Consider the following 15,846-nt stretch of genomic DNA (forward strand, 5'->3'; position numbering starts at 1 on the left):
GACGGCCGCCGTCCGTTTGGCATGATCGCCTTTCCGGACGGACAGATGCATCTTCGGGGGAGGTCGGCGCGGTTGATCCTCACGGTCACGCTGAACACCGCTCTCGACATCACGTACCGCGTGCCGGTCCTCGAGCCGCACGCCACCCACCGGGTCACCGAGGTGATCGAGCGGCCCGGCGGCAAGGGCGTGAACGTCGCTCGGGTGCTCGCGGCGCTGGGGCACGAGGTGACGGTGACGGGATTCACGGGCGGCGCGACGGGCCGCACGGTCCAGGACGGCCTGACCGCCGTCCCGCATCTGGTGGACGCGCTCGTCCCGGTCGAGGGCCCCACCCGCCGCACGATCGCGCTGGTGGACGACCGGACCGGCGACACCACACAGCTCAACGAGCCGGGTCCCACGATCACGCCCGCCGAGTGGAGCGCCTTCCAGGAGGCCTACGAGGACCTTCTCGCGTCGGCGTCCGCGGTGGCGCTGTGCGGCAGCCTGCCGCCGGGAGTGCCGGTGGGGGCGTACGCGGGCCTGGTGCGTGCCGCGAGGGCGGCCGCCGTGCCCGTCCTGCTGGACACCAGCGGGGAGCCGCTGCGCCGCGGGGTCGCCGCCCGCCCGGACCTCGTGAAGCCGAACGCCGACGAACTGGCCGAACTCACCGGTTCCCACGAGCCGTTGCGCGCCACCCAGGACACCCGCCGCCGGGGAGCCCGCGCGGTGGTCGCCTCACTGGGCACCGAAGGCCTGCTGGCGGTGACCCCCGAGGGCCGCTGGCGCGCCACTCCCCCGGCCCGTCTGCACGGCAACCCGACGGGCGCCGGCGACTCGGCGGTGGCCGGCCTGCTGTCGGCCCTGACCGAACAGCTGCCCTGGCCCGACCGGCTCTCCCGCGCCGTCGCCCTGTCGGCGGCGACGGTCCTGTCCCGGGTGGCCGGAGAGTTCGACCGGCGGACCTACGAGGAGCTGGTGGAGCAGGTCACGGTGACTCAGGAGGCGTCAGCCGCCTGACTTCACCCAGCCCTTGACCAGCCACATCTGGTCCAGGAGGGCATCGCACTGGTTGCCCTGCTCGCAGGACAGCTTGATGGTGTTGGTGCCCTTGTTGAGCTGGATGTAGTTGTAGGTCTTCGTCCAGCCCTTCTCGTAGTCGCCGCCGGGGGCGCCCGCCCAGTTCTTGAGGTCGACGGGCGTCTTGGACGCCGTGCCGTTGACCGTGAGGGTGGCGTTGGCGTCCTTGCCGGGCACGCTGTAGCCGACGTACACGCTGTACTTGCCGGACTTGGGGATGCCGTTGACGGTCCAGGTGAGCGACGCGCCGACCGCGTTGAAGCCGGTCACATAGACGCCGCCGTCCGCCTGCGCGCCCTTCACGTCCGATGCCGTCGTCGTCCCGCCGTCCAGGCGCAGTGCCTTCGCGTCGATTGTCGGGAGGTCGTCCTCGGCGGCGGCGCTGTTGCTGTTGGAGGGGCTCGGCTGGGAGCTCTGCTGCGACGAGGGTGTGCTGGAGGCGTCGCCGCCCGCCTTGTCGTCCTGGGAGTCGCCGTTCATCATCGCCACACCGATGCCGATCACGACCGCGGCGACCACGGCGATCGCGCCGATCAGCAGGCCCTTGGTGTTGGGACCGCGGCCCCGGCCGCCGGCGCCGCCGCTGTAGGCGGGCTGCTGCGGGGCGGTGGGCGCGCCGCCGGGAAGCGTCTCCGGCGCGGCGTAGTGGGCGTTCGGCTGGCCGTAGGCGCCCTGCTGCTGCGGGATCTGGCCGTAGGCGGCGGCAGCGGTCTGCTGGGCCGGCTGGCCGTACTGCCGCTGGCCGACCGCGCGCACCCGGTTGACCGAGTTCGGGTAGCCGTAGCCACCGGACGGCGGCTGGGCTCCGTTGGCCTGCCCGTCGGCGTAGAGGTAGCCGAACGGGTCTTCGTCCTCGGGCGTGCTGGCGCCGTTGTTGCCGGACGTCATCCCTTGGTACTCCTCAGCGGTGCGGGTCGGGTGCGATGCGTTGCGATACGTGGGGTCAGAATGGCGAGCCTACCCGCTCCCGCTGGCCCAAACGGGTGACTCGGATCGCATCGGCTCACGCCCGGCTCGCTGACCTGGAGCTCAGCCCGCGCGTCTGTGTTGTTTGGGACGAGATCGTTTCTCTACGTACATCCGCTCGTCGGCGGACTTCAACACTTCGTCCGCAGTCATTCCGCAGTGCGCCCAGCCGATGCCGAAGCTGGCGCCGACGCGCATGGCCCGTCCGTCGACCCGGATGGGCTGGATGATCTCGTTGCGCAGCCGTACGGCGAGGTCCTGGGCGTCGGCCCGGCCCAGTCCGTCGGCCAGCACCACGAACTCGTCGCCGCCGAGCCGCGCCACCGTGTCCCCGTCGCGCACCCCGCGCGACAGCCGGCGGGCGACCTCGATGAGGACCGCGTCACCCGCGTTGTGCCCGAACCGGTCGTTGATCGACTTGAAGCCGTCGAGGTCGCAGAAGAGCACCGCGAGGCCCTTGGTGCCGTCGTCGTGCTCCCCGGCCGGGGCGACGGTGTGCACATGGTGGTCGAAGCCGTCGAAGACCTCGACGGCGCCGCCCGGGCGGAAGTCGAAGCCGTGTCCGTTCGCGTCGAAGGCCGGGTGGCCGTACGCCGCGTCCAGGGACTCCAGGGCGCCGGGGTGGGTGGGACGCTGGCACAGCCGCGAGGACAGCCGCGAGCGCAGCTCGGCGGAGTTCGGCAGTCCGGTGAGCGAGTCGTGCGAGGCGCGGTGGGCGAGCTGCAGCTCGCGGCGCTTGCGCTCCTCGATGTCCTCGACGTGGGTGAGCAGGAAGCGGGGGCCGTCGGCGGCGTCGGCGACCACGCTGTTGCGCAGCGAAACCCAGACGTACGTGCCGTCGCGGCGGCCGAGCCTGAGCTCCGCGCGGCCGCCCTCGGCGGACGTCCGCAGCAGGGTGCCGATGTCCTCGGGGTGGACCAGGTCGGAGAAGGAGTAGCGGCGCATCGCGGAGGCGGGGCGGCCGAGCAGCCGGCACAGCGCGTCGTTGGTGCGCAGGATGCGGCCGTGCTGGTCGCCGCCCATCTCGGCGATGGCCATGCCGGAGGGGGCGTACTCGAAGGCCTGCCGGAAGCTCTCCTCGCTGGCGCGCAGGGCCTGCTGCTCCCTTTCGAGCCTGACCAGTGCGCGCTGCATGTTGGCCCGCAGGCGTGCGTTGCTGATCGCGATGGCGGCCTGGAAGGCGTACATCTGGAGCGCTTCGCGCCCCCATGCGCCGGGCTTGCGGCCGTTGCGCGGCCGGTCCACGGAGAGCACGCCGATCAGCTCACCGCGGGAGCCGCTCGGGCCGCCGGGTGTGTACATGGGCGCGAAGAGCCGGTCGGCGGGGTGCCACTCGTCCTCGAAGCGGGGGGCGGGGCCTTCGGTGTACCACTGCGGGACGTCGTCGTCGTCGAGAACCCAGCCCTCGGTGTGCGGTATGAAGATCAGGTCGCCCCACCGCTCACCCATGCCCAGGCGGCGGTCCCAGGACGGTCGGGGGCCGACCCGGCCGGTGATGAGCGCCTCCGCCGCCGCGTTGCCCGCGAAGGCGGCGACCACGAGGTCGCCGTCGGGGCGGACGAGGTTGACGCACGCCAGTTCGTAGCCGAGGCCGTTCACCACGCCCTCCGCGACCGTCTGCAGTGTGTCCGCCAGGCTGCGGGCCGTGTTCATGTCAGCCATGACCTGGTGCAGTTGTCGCAGGGTCGCAAGACGGACGTACGGCTCCGACTCGGTCTCCATACTCGCCCTCCCCCCGAGACCTCGTAGCGAATCAAGGGTTCTCATCGGCGTATCGTTCTGGCAGCTTCCCAGCCACTGAATCACAGCGCGCTGCCCACTCGGTACACAGGGTCAACAATTAATGGCCCTTGTGACTCAAGTCACAGCTAAACATGAACAATTGAGTGGTGTTTCTGCGTTTTCCCTGTGCGTTTACTGAATGCAAACTTTGTAAGTATGTGGAGGTCCGGCTCCGTCGGTGGTCCTAGGCCCGATCTCGGACCCGGGCCCGATGCGACCCGTGCACAGCGGACATTAGCGTTTCCGGCGTGCAGAACACTCCCCTTGCCGCATTCCCGATCACTGCTCCGACCGCCTCCGGGCATGCTGAGGGGGTGAGCAACGACGAGTTCCGCGCCGCCATGTCCCGGCTGGCCGCGGGCGTGGTCCTGGTGACCGCGCAGGAGCCGCCGCTGGACCCCGACGACCCGTCGGCGCCCGGCGGCGAGGACGTCGGCATGACGGCGACGGCCTTCATGTCGGTCTCCCTCGACCCGCCGCTGGTCCTGGTCAGCCTGCGCGAGGGCTCCCGCATGGACGACCTGCTCGACGAACAGCCGCTGTGGGGGGTCTCGGTCCTCGCCGAGAGCCAGCGCCACATCGCCGGCCGCTTCGCCATGAAGGGCCGCATCAGCGACCGCCTCCTCTTCGAGGACATCCCCTACGTCCGCGGCCCGGTCTCCGGCGCCCCCCTGGTGGGCGGCGCCCTCGCCACCCTGGAGTGCCGCACCGAACAACGCGTCCCGGCCGGCGACCACACCCTGGTCATCGCCCGCGTCCTGACGGCATCCGTTCCGAGCGCGGACGGAGGGCCACTGGCGTACTTCCGGGGGCGGTACCGGCAGTTGGGCTGACCGGGAGATCGCAGGGCACGCGCGCGTGCCCGAAACCATCCCGGAAGCTCCGGCTAGAGGAGCTCCACGTCCAGGGCCGCCACCCGTTCCGGGTCCGTGACGATCTCGATCACGGCGATGCGGTCCCGTACGAACGTGAAGGACAGGGCCCGGTCCAGACGGCCCTCCAGGAACACCGCGAGGCCCGTCGCCCCGCCCACCAGGGCGTCGCGCGCCACGAAGGCGTAGTGCGCGAAGCGCGACGCACCCTTGGCCACGGCCTGCGCGCCGACGGCGACGCCCACGTCGGTGCGCGCGATCACGTCCGGGTCGAGGAGTTCGACCAGCGCCTCGAAGTCGCCCTCCCGGGCCGCCGCCAGGAACGCGTTCACGACCTCCCGCTGCCGCACCTGCTGCCGGTCGGGTACGTTCGCGCCCTGCACCCTGCGCCGCGCCCTGCTGGCCAGCTGCCGCGCCGCGACCGGGCTGCGCCCCACGATGTCCCCGACCTCCTCGTAGGACACCGCGAACAGATCGTGCAGCACGAACGCCAGCCGCTCGGCCGGCGACAGCGTCTCCAGGACGACGATCAAAGCGGCCCCCACGGAGTCCGCGAGCAGCGCGTCCTGCTCGGGCCCGGCCACGGCGACGTCCGCGCGCGCGGTGGTGTCCAGCGGCTCCTCCGCGCGCGACCTGCGGGAGCGCAGCATGTCCAGGCAGACCCGCCCGACCACGGTCGTCAGCCAGCCCCCGAGGTTCTCCACCGCCGCGGTGTCGGTACGGTTCAGCCGGAACCAGGCCTCCTGCACCGCGTCGTCGGCCTCGGCCCGCGAGCCGAGCATGCGGTAGGCGACGGCACGCAGATGACTTCGGTGCGATTCGAATCGCCGGGCGAGAAATTCGTTCTCCGCCGCTTTCCGGGCACCGTCCCCGGCGGGAATTGAGTTCTCGTTCATCGCCACAGCTCCTCGCACGCGTTCCCCTGCCGACTGTCGCCTGTCGATGACTTGACGTACGAGAGACCGCGGATGTGACAAGGAACGTTCTACGACGGCCCGAATGGCCGTGCGTTCACCGTGCCCGTCCGTTCTCAGTTCCAGTCCCGGCCGGACCGTCCCCGTTTCGTCTGCGAACGCTGCTTCTTCTCCTGCAGCCGCCGTTCATTGATCCCCCGAGGGAGCCGGGTGGGGCGGCGCGGCTTGGGCGGCGGCGCCGTCGCCTCGGCGAGCAGCGCCGCGAGCCGCACCGCGGCGGCCTCGCGATTGCGCCACTGCGAACGGTGCTCGGAGGCGCGTACGGAGATCACGCCGTCGACGAGCCGGCCCGACAGCCGCTCGAGCGCGCGCCGCTTCCACACCTCGGGCAGCGCCTCCGTGCCCGCCAGGTCGAAGCGCAGCTCCACCTGTGAGTCGCTGGTGTTGACGTGCTGTCCGCCGGGCCCGGACGACCGCGAGAAACGCCACATGAGCTCGGCCTCGGGCAGCGAGACGGAGCCGCGGATGACATAGGGACCGGACATGCCCCCATCGTCCCGCGGCTGACCCGCACACGTCACGCGAATAACGTTCACCGGGGGTTCGGTAAAGAAAGTAAAGAGACCCGGAACCTTCCGTACCCCTCCTGGCGTTCATAGGGGTAGCTGTAGCTTCGTGCCGTACTGACCGTGCGGCACCACTGCTGTACACAACGAGGGAAAGGACTCCCAACCATGGCTGTAAGCCTGTCCAAGGGTGGCAACGTCTCGCTCACCAAGGAGGCTCCGGGCCTGACCGCCGTCACCGTGGGCCTCGGCTGGGACGTCCGCACCACCACCGGCACGGACTTCGACCTCGACGCCTCCGCGATCGCGGTCAACACGCAGGGCAAGGTCTACTCGGACGCGCACTTCGTCTTCTTCAACAACAAGCAGACCCCGGACAACACGATCGTCCACACCGGCGACAACCGCACCGGCGAGGGCGCGGGCGACGACGAGGCGATCAACGTCAACCTGGCGGCCCTCCCGGCCGACATCGACAAGATCGTCTTCCCGGTCTCGATCTACGACGCGGAGACCCGCTCGCAGAACTTCGGCCAGGTCCGCAACGCCTACATCCGCATCGTCAACCAGGCCGGCGGCGCCGAGATCGCGCGCTACGACCTCTCGGAGGACGCGGCGACGGAGACGGCGATGGTCTTCGGCGAGCTCTACCGCAACGGCGCGGAGTGGAAGTTCCGCGCAGTCGGCCAGGGCTACGCCTCGGGCCTGGCAGGCATCGCCCAGGACTTCGGCGTGAACGTCTGAGACACGCCGCGCTGAGCAGAGGCCCCCGGCTGCAGGCAATTGCGGCCGGGGGCTTCGGCGTTCAGCGGGTTCCAGTCGTTGAGGCCCCCGCTACGCCGACGAGCCGCCGAGGCCTCACGGCGATACGGTCCCGCCATGTTCCTCGAACGGCTCACCCCCACAGACAACGCCCTCCCCGGTGAACTGCTCACCGAACTCACCGCCCTCTACGCCTCCAACCGCGAGTTCCACGCGCTGAGCGGAGACTTCCCCGACCCGGACGACATCCGGCCCGAGCAGGTCGCGACCGCGTTGGCCGACGAGTTCGTGAACCCGGATGTGGAGGTGTTGCTGGCCCGCAGCGAGGGGCAGTTGGCCGGGATCGCGATCACGCTGGCCCACCACCCCGACCCGTCCGACCCGGACCCCTGGATCGGCCTCCTCATGGTCGACGCGGACCTGCACGGCCGCGGCATCGGCCGCCGCCTGGCCACCCTCGTCGAGGACCGCTTCCGTACGGCGGGCCGAGACGCCGTACGTCTCGCCGTACTGGACAACAACCCCAAGGCCCTCGCCTTCTGGACCGCCCTCGGCTACCACCCCGTCGCCCGCCGCACCGACCTCCAACTGGGCCGCCCCTGCACGGTGTTGCGCAAGGAACTGCCCGCCCCCACCACCTGACGTGCCCGGCGGCCGTGCAGGATAACGACGTGGAATGGACGACCCTGGCCGCAACCGGTCCCGGCGCGCTGATCGGCGTCGGCTCGGCTGACCCCCGCCGTCCGACCACCTACCGGTTCTCCGGCTTCCCCTCCCCGTACAGCCATTCCTCCCAGATCGTCCCGAAGTCCGCGTCCGGCGCCTGCTTCTCGACGTACGCCGTGAAATCGGCGGTGTCGGCATTCCCGTGGCGGTGGGCAGCAGCCCAGCCCTGGATGAGGGTGCGGAAGGCGGCGTCCCCCACCTTCTGCCGGATCTTGTGGAGGACCATCGCGCCGCGGACGTAGACCGGATCGTCGGAGATGTGGGCGGCGCTGCTCGGTTTCGCCGGCGGGAAGGACCACAGGTGGGGGTGGTCGTCCTCGCCGTAGTCGTAGAGCGCGTCGAAGGTCTGCTGCGCGCTGTCCCCGCCGTGGTCCTCGGCCCACAGCCACTCCGCGTATGTCGCGAACCCCTCGTTGAGCCACATGTCCCGCCAGGTGCGGGGCGTGACGGAGTCGCCGTACCACTGGTGGGCGAGCTCATGGACGAGCGTCGCGGTGTCGGGGGCGCCGGGGAAGACGGGCCGGGTCTGGGTCTCCAGGGCGTACTCGGCGTCCTGCGGGCGGTCGACGATCACGCCGGTGGAGGAGAAGGGGTACGGCCCGAAGGTGTGCTCCTCCCACTCGATGATCTCGGGCAGCTTCGCGAGCACCGTGCGGCTCGCCTTCGCCCGGTCCGGGTCGACGGCCACGTACGCCGGCAGCCGGTCCGTGCCGATGGTGGAGCGGCTGATGTCGTAGCGGCCGACGGCGACCGTGGCGAGATAGCTCGCCATCGGCTCGGCGCCGTGCCAGCGGAAGGTCGTACGGCCCTTGCTGCTGCTCTCACCCCTCAACTCCCCGTTGGAGACGGCCTGCAGCCCCTGCGGCACCGTGATCGCGAGGTCGTACGTCGCCTTGTCGGAAGGGTGGTGGTTGCCGGGGAACCAGGCCATGGAGCCGACCGGTTCGCCGAGCGCGAGCGCGCCGTCGGCCGTGCGCAGCCAGCCCTCGTGGGAGCCGTCGGGGTCGGTGAGGGTCTGCGGGGTGCCGGAGTAGCGGACGGTGACGCGGAAGGTCTCGTGGTCACGGAGGTCGTCGTGCGGGCGGACCGTGAGCTCCTGCCCGGCACGGTTCCAGCGCGCGCCCCTGCCCTCGACGGTGACCCCGTCGACCTGCAGCCCTTTGAGGTCGAGGTCGAAGGCGGTGAGGTCCTTGGTGGCGCGGGCGGTGATGGTAGCGGTGCCGGTGAGACGGTGTCCGCGGGCCGGGTCGTACGCCAGCTTCAGGTCGTAGTGCCCGACGTCGTACCCGCCGTTGCCCGCCTTCGGGAAGTACGGGTCGCGTACGCCGGAGCCGCCCGGGGTGCCGTGGACTCCGCCGTCGCACGCGGTCAGGGTGAGGGCGAGCGCGAGCAGGACAGCGGGAACAGCCGGGACAACCGGTACGGATCGGGGCACGGCTGTGATCCTAGGACGGCCCGGGCACGGTCTCGCGCGTCCGCGACGACGTGACACCATCTCGTACGTGCTCGACATCGGCTACGCCCTCTCCAACCGCTTCCCGGACCCCCCGCAGACCGACTACCGCCGCGCGGACGTCCACGCCCTGCGCCACGACCTGTTCTGCGGCGACGTCTATCTCGCCGACACCAAGGCGGACCGGGAACTGTCCACAGCCTGGGGATGGGTGCCGGTCCTCGACTTCGCATGGGCGCTGTGCGACATCGTGGAGCAGCTGGACCGGGACCCGGCCGGGTCCCGCGCCGCGCGCCCCCAGCACGCGGAACTCGACTTCACGGAGTCGACCGACCGCATGCTCTTCGAGCGCCGCTTCGGCTGGGTGGACGTGGAGGCCGACTGGATGCCGGCGGAGGAACCGCCCCTCACCTTCTCCCACACCGAACTCCGCCGCGAGGCCCGCGACTTCCTGCACGACCTGATCGCCGACCTGACGGACATGCACGAGGCCCTCGCCGAAAACCCGGCCATCTGGACCCTCCAGTCCCGCTTCCCCCGGGTTCCGTGAGCCGGGCGCGTCCCACGTGAGCCGGGGCGCCGTCCCACGTGAGCCGGGCGCGTCCTACCCCTCCACCCGAATCCCCATCGCCCCCGCCAGCACAGGCGCCAGGTCCACCAGCTGCGCCGGACTGATCACCGCCCCCGACAGCCGGTCCACCCCCCGCGCGATCCCCAGCTCCGCGGCACCCCGCAGATCCACGTCCTTCAGCACCGCCGACGTCAGGTCCGCCTCCTTCAGGACGCAGTCCACGAACTCCACGCGCTCCAGCACGGCACCCCCGAAGTCGGGCTCCACCAGGACGCAGTTGTCGAAGACGACGTCCTTGAGCCGGGCCGTGCGCAGGTTCAGGTAGTCGATCTTTCCGCCGCGCACGACGACCCGTTCCAGAACCGCACCGTGCAACTGCACCCCGCCGAGGCGGGCGTCGATCAGCTCGACGTCGCGCAGGGTGGCCTCGGCCAGGTCCGTGCCGACGCCTCTGAGGCCGGTGAGGACCGAGTCCAGGATCCGGGCCTTGCGCAGCCCCGTCTCGTCCAGCGCGCACCCCGTCAGCGCACAGTCCATGAACCGCGCGCCCCCACCGTCCTGCCCGGCCAGGTCCACCTCGCGGAACTCCAGCCCGTCGTAGTCCCCGTCGGGCTCCAGCTCCCCGCCCGGGAACGGCTCCAACACAGGCAGCCGCACCTCCGGCCGCCGCGCCCCCTTCACCGCCCGCCCAGGAGCACCACCCCCACCGCTCCCCGCACCCGGACCACCCGCCGCTCTCCTCGCCATGACCTCATCCTGCACCCCGCCACTGACAATCCCCCTGACAACCACTTGACCAGCGAAAACGCCGGTCACTGTCACATTCCGGGTGCCGAGAACCGTCGTATCCGCAAAGGCGCCCGACACCTGGCGCCCGCAACGGTCCGACACCCGAGGGAGACCCCCACCCATGCACCGCATCACCGTCATCGGCGGCGGTTTCGCCGGACTGACCGCCGCCGTCGCCGCTGCCGAGGCGGGCGCCAAAGTGACCGTCCACGAGGCCCACCACACGCTCGGCGGCCGAGCCCGCACGGCCGAGGGCCCGTACCGCACGAACGACGGGCCGCACGCCCTCTACAGCGGCGGCCCGCACTGGACCTGGCTCAAGCAGCGCGATCTGCTCGGCCCGCTCGCCCCGATCCCGGCCCTGGAGGCAGCCAGGATGCGGCTGCGCCACCACGGCGTGCTCCGCCGCACCCCGCCCTTCGCGATGCTGAAGCTGCTGCGCCACGGGATCCAACAGGCGCCCGTGGACAGCGACTTCATGAGCTGGGCCACCCGGATCGCGGGCGAGGAGGCCGCCCGCGCCGCCGCCCACTACTCCGCCGTCGCCCTCTTCCACCACGACCCCGGCGCCCTGTCCGCGGCCTTCGTGCAGGAGCGGCTGCGCCGTGCCACCAAGCTCCCGCCCGAGGCGCACTACCCGCGCGGCGGCTGGGCGAGCGTCATCGACCGGATGGCCGCGAGGGCCTGGAACCTGGGCGTGCGGATGGAGACCCTGTCGCGCGTCGACACCCTCCCCACCGACGGCCCGGTCGTCGTCGCCACCTCGCTCGACGCCGCCCGGCGCCTCCTCGGCGACGACTCCCTGACCTGGACGAGCGGCCGTACGACACTGATCGACCTGGCCCTGAGGACCCGGCGCGGCGACGCCTTCGCGGTGTCCGACCTCGACTCCCCCGGCTGGCTGGAACGGTTCACCGCACAGGACCGCACCCTCGCCCCGGCCGGCGAGCAACTGATCCAGGGGCAGATCCCGATCGCCCCGTACGAGAAGAAGGCCGACGGCATCGTCCGCGCCGAGGAACTGCTCGACCTCGCCTTCGGCGGCTGGCGCGAGCGGGTCGTCTGGCGCAGCGAGTCCGTCGCGAACGGCCGGACCGGCGCCGTCGACCTGCCCGGCACCAGCTGGCGCGACCGGCCCGCCGTCGACCGCGGCGACGGCGTGTATCTCGCGGGCGACCAGGTCGCGGCCCCGGGCGTCCTGTCGGAGGTCTCCTTCAACAGCGCGCTCACCGCGGTGTCGCTGGCACTCGGCCACCGCACACTTGACCTCAAGCAAGCTTGAGGTTGAAGGGTGGACGCGTCACGAACAGTGGGCGCCTCACGAACAGTTGGGGGATTCACCATGCACGCCATCCGTCTGCACACCTTCGGCCCGCCCGAGAACCTCCGCTACGAGGAGGTGCCCGACCCCGCCCCGGGCCCCGGCCAGATCCGTATCGCCGTAGAGGCGGCCGGAGTGCACCTGCTCGACACCGCCCTCAGAGAGGGCGAGCAGGGGCCGCTGCCCGAGCCCACCCCGCTGCCCACCATCCCGGGCCGCGAGGTCGCCGGTGTCGTCGAGTCGCTCGGCGAGGGCGTCGCCGGGCTCTGGCTCGGCAAACGCGTCGTCGCACACCTCGGCTTCGCGCCCGGCGGCTACGCCGAGCTGGCCGTCACCGATGTCGACCGCGTGCACGAGATCCCCGCCAACCTGGACTTCGCCCAGGCGGTCGCCATGATCGGCACGGGCCGCACAGCGATGGGCATCCTGCAGTTCGCCGATCTCGGCCCGGACTCCGTGGCCGTGATCCCGGCCGCCGCGGGCGGCATCGGCACCCTCCTCGTGCAGTACGCGAAGAACGCCGGCGCCGTGGTCGTCGGGCTCGCGGGCGGCCCCAAGAAGGTCGCACGCGTGCAGGCGAACGGCGCCGACCTCGCCGCCGACTACACCGACCCGGCCTGGCCCGACAAGGTCCGCGCCTTCCTCGGCGGCCGGCCCGCGACGATCGTCCTGGACGGTGTCGGCGGCGACGTCGCCCGCCACGCCACCGGCCTCCTCGGCCCCGGCGGCACACACCTCGTCTTCGGCTGGTCCGCCGAGGGCATCCGCGACGGCCGGCCGTACCTCGTCGACGGCGTGTCCGAACAGGTCCTCGGCCCCGTGATGATGCGCAGGGCGGGCGGCCCCAACCCCCTGCAGACCCTCGAACTGCGCGCGCTCGCCGAGGCCGCCGCGGGACGCCTCACACCCACCGTGCAGCGCTTCCCACTCGCCGATGCGGCCGCCGCACACCGGGCACTGGAGACCCGCGGCACGATCGGAAAGGTGGTGCTGGAGCCCTGACCAGGCACAGCAGACCGAGCCCTCGCCCCGCAGCACTCCGGTGTGACCTCGGCGCCCGTCGTCAGCCCCGCCCCGCCACCCGGTCCGCGAACCGCGCGAGCCGCGAAGACTCCGGGCTGTGCGTGCGCCGCTCGCGCTGGTCCGCCGCCCGGTAGGTGGCGTACATGCCCTGCACGCCCAGCCAGCGCAGCGGCTCCGGCTCCCACTTGCGCACCTTGTGCCCGACCCACGGCAGATCGGTCAGCTCGGTGCGGCCACCCTGCCCGGAGTCGAGCTGCACCAGGTCCGTGAGCGTGCGCGCCGCGAGATTCGTCGTGGCCACGCCCGAGCCGACGTAGCCGCCGGCCCAGCCGATCCCCGTCGACCGGTCCAGCGTCACGGTGGCGCACCAGTCCCGCGGCACCCCGAGCACCCCCGACCAGGCGTGCGCGATCCCCACACCGGCCAGTGACGGGAAGAAGCGCACCAGGATCTCCCGCAGCGCCTCGATCGTCGCCTCCTGCGTCCGCCCGTCGTTGTCGGTCCTCGACCCGAAGCGGTACGGCGCCCCGCGCCCGCCGAGCGCGATCCGCCCGTCGGCGGTGCGCTGCGCGTACATGTACGCGTGCGCCATGTCGCCCAGCGTCTCGCGGCCCTCCCAGCCGACGGACTCCCACTGCTCGTCGGTCAGCGGCTCGGTGGCGATCATCGAGGAGTTCATCGGCAGCCAGGTGCGCCGCAGCCCCTTGAGAGAGGCGGTGAACCCCTCCGTGCAGCGCAGCACATAGGGCGCCCGCACCGTCCCGTACGGCGTCACCGCGTGCTTGGGCCGGATCTCCGTCACCGGCGTCGACTCGTGGATCGTCACCCCGAGGGCCTCGACGGCCGCCGCGAGCCCCTTCACCAGCTTCGCCGGGTGCAGCCGCGCCCCGTGCGGGGTCCAGCTCGCGCCGACCGCGTCCGCGACCCTGATCCGCTCGGCCGTCTCCCCGGCGTCGTAGAGCTCACGGTCCTTCTCGCCGTACGACAGCTCGTGCTCGTGGAAGGCCTTCAGTCGCGCCAACTGCGCCGGAGTGGTGGCGACTTCGAGCACCCCGCCCTTGTGGACGTCGGCCTCGATGCCCTCCTCGCCGGCGACCCGCACCACCTCGTCGACGGTGTCGTTCATGGCCTTCTGCAGCCGTACGGCGGCCTCGTGACCGTGCAGCTTGGCATACCGGTCGCGCCCGGCGATCCCGTTGTACAGCCAGCCGCCGTTGCGCCCGGAGGCGCCGTATCCGCAGAACTTCTGCTCCAGGACGGTGATCCGCAGAAAGGGCGCGGCCTTCTTCAGGTAGTACGCGGTCCACAGTCCCGTGAACCCACCGCCCACGATCGCGACGTCCGCGGAGGCGTCACCGGCGAGCGGCTGCCGCACCTCCGGGAGCCCGTCGTCCGCGTACCAGAAGGAGATCCCACCGTTCACGACACTGCCTGCCGAGCTGCTCATGGCCGGAAAGTTAACCCCTCGGAGCGGCCCGTGTCTTCTTCGGACCCCACGCTTCCCCACGCCCTCTGACCAGCGGATAGCAGCCGAGCCCGATCAGCACGGACAGGAAGTGCCCGAAGTCGGTGAAAGTGGGCGCGGCGGCGAGCGGACCGCCGTACACGACCAGCACCACCCCGAGATACGCATACCGCCAGGGCGACGCGATCCGGTACGCCAGCACGGCCACCACTCCCGCGAGCGCGTAACTCACCCCGATGTCCAGGGTGTTGACCGCCGAGTACGGCACCATCCCGTCCCGCACCGCCTTCAGCAGCGCGGCCTCGCTGACCAGCGACGCGAGCACATGCGCGGCCACGCACACCATCAGCCACCGCAGCGTCCCGAGCCAGCGCTCGGCCTGCGCGTGGAAGACGGTGTAGAGGACGGCGTACGGCACCCAGTGCCCGCCGTCGATCCACATCGCGCTCTGCACCAGCACCCGCGTGGGATCGTTCGACAGCTCATGGATGTTCGTGGACCGCTGCCGCAGGAACTCCTGCTCGAACTGCGGCGACATGTGGTGCAGGGCGACGGTGGTGACGAAGAGGATCGCCAGCCACACGTACGTCCCGGGCGCACGGCGGACGTAGGCCCACACCCGGTCCCCGAGCCCCCGCTCAATTCGCATGAGGCGATTCACGCACGTCGGTATCGTCGGCCGCGTGATCGACATTCCGGGCGGGCTGGCGGCGGCCCAGGAGAGGTACAACGGCGCGGCGGGACGGGCGTTCGTCGCCGGCCTGCCCGGCCTCGCGGAGGAGTTCCTGCAGCGGTGGGACCTGCGCCTGGACGGACGGCCCATGCACGGAGTGAGCGCCCTGGTCCTGCCGGTCGTCCGCCGCGACGGCACCCCGGCCGCGCTGAAACTCCAGCTGCTGGACGAGGAGAGCGAGGGCGAGCCCGTCGCCCTGCGTCTGTGGGACGGCGACGGCGCGGTCCGCCTCCTCGACCACGACCCGGCGACCCACGCCATGCTCCTGGAACGCCTCGACCACACCCGTATGCTCTCCACCCTGCCCGGCACCCGCGCGGCCGTCCTGGTCATCGCCCGCCTGCTCGCCCGCCTGACGGCGACCCCGGCCCCGGTGGGCCTGCGCCGCCTCGGCGACATCGCGCAGGCCATGCTGGAGCGCACACCCTGGGCCCTTGCACGCATCCCCGACACCGCGACGCGCCGCCTGGTCGCGGACTGCGCCGCCGCCGTACGGGAAGTCGTGGACGAACCGGGCGACCGCCTCCTGCACTGGGACCTGCACGACGAGAACGTCCTCGCCGCGGACCGCGCCCCCTGGCTCGCCATCGACCCCAAACCCCTGGCCGGCGACCCGGGCTTCGAGCTGTGGCCCGCGCTCGACAACCGCTTCGAGGCCGACGAGATCCGCTGGCGCTTCGACGCCATGACGGACATCCTCGGCGTGGACCGCTCCCGCGCCCGCGCCTGGACCCTCGGCCGCCTCCTGCAGAACACCCTCTGGGACGTCGAGGACGGCCGCACCCCCGAACCCCGCCAACTGGAGATCGCCCGCCACCTGCGCGACCCCGCAGGCTAGCCT

Annotated in this window: 16 protein-coding genes; 8 read left to right on the forward strand and 8 right to left on the reverse strand. The window is 71.7% G+C overall.

What is annotated here, in order from left to right:
* The first annotated feature begins 72 nt into the window (after positions 1-72).
* Complete coding sequence (locus MQN93_RS16670; RefSeq protein WP_242710074.1) at positions 73-1,002, forward strand: 1-phosphofructokinase family hexose kinase; 930 nt, start codon at positions 73-75, stop codon at positions 1,000-1,002.
* Here MQN93_RS16670 and MQN93_RS16675 read toward each other — a convergent pair.
* Both MQN93_RS16675 and cdgB read right to left on the reverse strand, forming a co-directional pair.
* Complete coding sequence (locus tag MQN93_RS16675; protein WP_016436704.1) at positions 991-1,950, reverse strand: CBM35 domain-containing protein; 960 nt, start codon at positions 1,948-1,950, stop codon at positions 991-993. The two genes, MQN93_RS16670 and MQN93_RS16675, sit on opposite strands and share 12 nt — an antisense overlap.
* A gap of 141 nt (positions 1,951-2,091) precedes the next feature.
* Positions 2,092-3,750, reverse strand: coding sequence for a diguanylate cyclase CdgB (gene cdgB / locus MQN93_RS16680; protein WP_016436705.1), 1,659 nt, complete (start codon positions 3,748-3,750; stop codon positions 2,092-2,094).
* Positions 3,751-4,058: 308 nt separating this feature from the next.
* Here cdgB and MQN93_RS16685 point away from each other — a divergent pair, with 308 nt between their 5' ends.
* Positions 4,059-4,643, forward strand: a complete 585-nt coding sequence (locus tag MQN93_RS16685) for a flavin reductase family protein (RefSeq protein ID WP_242710075.1) — start codon at positions 4,059-4,061, stop codon at positions 4,641-4,643.
* Positions 4,644-4,696: 53 nt separating this feature from the next.
* On the opposite strand, the gene MQN93_RS16690 is transcribed toward MQN93_RS16685, so the two are convergent.
* Together MQN93_RS16690 and arfB are read right to left on the reverse strand one after the other, a co-directional pair.
* Positions 4,697-5,578: a sigma-70 family RNA polymerase sigma factor gene (locus MQN93_RS16690; RefSeq protein WP_242710076.1), complete on the reverse strand. Its 882-nt coding sequence runs from the start codon at positions 5,576-5,578 to the stop codon at positions 4,697-4,699.
* Between the two features lie 134 nt (positions 5,579-5,712).
* Positions 5,713-6,141, reverse strand: a complete 429-nt coding sequence (gene arfB, locus MQN93_RS16695; protein WP_242710077.1) for an alternative ribosome rescue aminoacyl-tRNA hydrolase ArfB — start codon at positions 6,139-6,141, stop codon at positions 5,713-5,715.
* 189 nt (positions 6,142-6,330) lie between these two features.
* Here arfB and MQN93_RS16700 point away from each other — a divergent pair, with 189 nt between their 5' ends.
* The gene (locus MQN93_RS16700) at positions 6,331-6,906 is read left to right on the forward strand and encodes a TerD family protein (protein ID WP_016436709.1); all 576 of its coding nucleotides are present in this window, start codon (positions 6,331-6,333) and stop codon (positions 6,904-6,906) included.
* 135 nt (positions 6,907-7,041) lie between these two features.
* Complete coding sequence (locus tag MQN93_RS16705) at positions 7,042-7,566, forward strand: GNAT family N-acetyltransferase (RefSeq protein ID WP_016436715.1); 525 nt, start codon at positions 7,042-7,044, stop codon at positions 7,564-7,566.
* Positions 7,567-7,675: 109 nt separating this feature from the next.
* On the opposite strand, the gene MQN93_RS16710 is transcribed toward MQN93_RS16705, so the two are convergent.
* Complete coding sequence (locus MQN93_RS16710; protein ID WP_242710078.1) at positions 7,676-9,085, reverse strand: M1 family metallopeptidase; 1,410 nt, start codon at positions 9,083-9,085, stop codon at positions 7,676-7,678.
* Between the two features lie 67 nt (positions 9,086-9,152).
* On the opposite strand from MQN93_RS16710, the gene MQN93_RS16715 reads away from it, so the two are divergent.
* Positions 9,153-9,653, forward strand: a complete 501-nt coding sequence (locus tag MQN93_RS16715; protein ID WP_242710079.1) for a hypothetical protein — start codon at positions 9,153-9,155, stop codon at positions 9,651-9,653.
* A 54-nt stretch (positions 9,654-9,707) separates the two neighbouring features.
* On the opposite strand, the gene MQN93_RS16720 is transcribed toward MQN93_RS16715, so the two are convergent.
* Positions 9,708-10,421, reverse strand: a complete 714-nt coding sequence (locus tag MQN93_RS16720; RefSeq protein WP_242710080.1) for a pentapeptide repeat-containing protein — start codon at positions 10,419-10,421, stop codon at positions 9,708-9,710.
* Between the two features lie 163 nt (positions 10,422-10,584).
* Here MQN93_RS16720 and MQN93_RS16725 point away from each other — a divergent pair, with 163 nt between their 5' ends.
* Together MQN93_RS16725 and MQN93_RS16730 are read left to right on the forward strand one after the other, a co-directional pair.
* Entirely contained in the window at positions 10,585-11,745 is a 1,161-nt protein-coding gene (locus MQN93_RS16725; RefSeq protein ID WP_242710081.1) for an FAD-dependent oxidoreductase, read from the forward strand.
* A gap of 60 nt (positions 11,746-11,805) precedes the next feature.
* Positions 11,806-12,786 carry a zinc-binding dehydrogenase gene (locus MQN93_RS16730; protein ID WP_242710082.1) on the forward strand — a complete coding sequence of 327 codons (981 nt, stop codon included), beginning with the start codon at positions 11,806-11,808 and terminating at the stop codon, positions 12,784-12,786.
* A 61-nt stretch (positions 12,787-12,847) separates the two neighbouring features.
* On the opposite strand, the gene MQN93_RS16735 is transcribed toward MQN93_RS16730, so the two are convergent.
* Positions 12,848-14,254 carry an NAD(P)/FAD-dependent oxidoreductase gene (locus MQN93_RS16735; RefSeq protein WP_242710083.1) on the reverse strand — a complete coding sequence of 469 codons (1,407 nt, stop codon included), beginning with the start codon at positions 14,252-14,254 and terminating at the stop codon, positions 12,848-12,850.
* A gap of 10 nt (positions 14,255-14,264) precedes the next feature.
* Positions 14,265-14,921, reverse strand: coding sequence for a rhomboid-like protein (locus MQN93_RS16740; RefSeq protein ID WP_242710084.1), 657 nt, complete (start codon positions 14,919-14,921; stop codon positions 14,265-14,267).
* Here MQN93_RS16740 and MQN93_RS16745 point away from each other — a divergent pair.
* Positions 14,920-15,843, forward strand: a complete 924-nt coding sequence (locus tag MQN93_RS16745) for an aminoglycoside phosphotransferase family protein (RefSeq protein WP_278190814.1) — start codon at positions 14,920-14,922, stop codon at positions 15,841-15,843. The genes MQN93_RS16740 and MQN93_RS16745 overlap by 2 nt on opposite strands.
* Positions 15,844-15,846 lie beyond the last annotated feature (3 nt).

The organism is Streptomyces spinosisporus, from assembly GCF_022698145.1.
GTDB classification, from domain to species: domain Bacteria; phylum Actinomycetota; class Actinomycetes; order Streptomycetales; family Streptomycetaceae; genus Streptomyces; species Streptomyces spinosisporus.

Excerpts from the sequence above, each read along its gene's own strand:
- MQN93_RS16745 (WP_278190814.1), top strand. The coding sequence starts at position 14,920 with ATGAGGCGATTCACGCACGTCGGTATCGTCGGCCGCGTGATCGACATT.
- MQN93_RS16730 (WP_242710082.1), top strand. The coding sequence starts at position 11,806 with ATGCACGCCATCCGTCTGCACACCTTCGGCCCGCCCGAGAACCTCCGC.
- MQN93_RS16690 (WP_242710076.1), bottom strand. The coding sequence starts at position 5,578 with ATGAACGAGAACTCAATTCCCGCCGGGGACGGTGCCCGGAAAGCGGCG.
- MQN93_RS16725 (WP_242710081.1), top strand. The coding sequence starts at position 10,585 with ATGCACCGCATCACCGTCATCGGCGGCGGTTTCGCCGGACTGACCGCC.
- MQN93_RS16705 (WP_016436715.1), top strand. The coding sequence starts at position 7,042 with ATGTTCCTCGAACGGCTCACCCCCACAGACAACGCCCTCCCCGGTGAA.
- MQN93_RS16675 (WP_016436704.1), bottom strand. The coding sequence starts at position 1,950 with ATGACGTCCGGCAACAACGGCGCCAGCACGCCCGAGGACGAAGACCCG.
- MQN93_RS16735 (WP_242710083.1), bottom strand. The coding sequence starts at position 14,254 with ATGAGCAGCTCGGCAGGCAGTGTCGTGAACGGTGGGATCTCCTTCTGG.
- MQN93_RS16720 (WP_242710080.1), bottom strand. The coding sequence starts at position 10,421 with ATGGCGAGGAGAGCGGCGGGTGGTCCGGGTGCGGGGAGCGGTGGGGGT.
- arfB (WP_242710077.1), bottom strand. The coding sequence starts at position 6,141 with ATGTCCGGTCCCTATGTCATCCGCGGCTCCGTCTCGCTGCCCGAGGCC.
- MQN93_RS16700 (WP_016436709.1), top strand. The coding sequence starts at position 6,331 with ATGGCTGTAAGCCTGTCCAAGGGTGGCAACGTCTCGCTCACCAAGGAG.
- cdgB (WP_016436705.1), bottom strand. The coding sequence starts at position 3,750 with ATGGAGACCGAGTCGGAGCCGTACGTCCGTCTTGCGACCCTGCGACAA.
- MQN93_RS16740 (WP_242710084.1), bottom strand. The coding sequence starts at position 14,921 with ATGCGAATTGAGCGGGGGCTCGGGGACCGGGTGTGGGCCTACGTCCGC.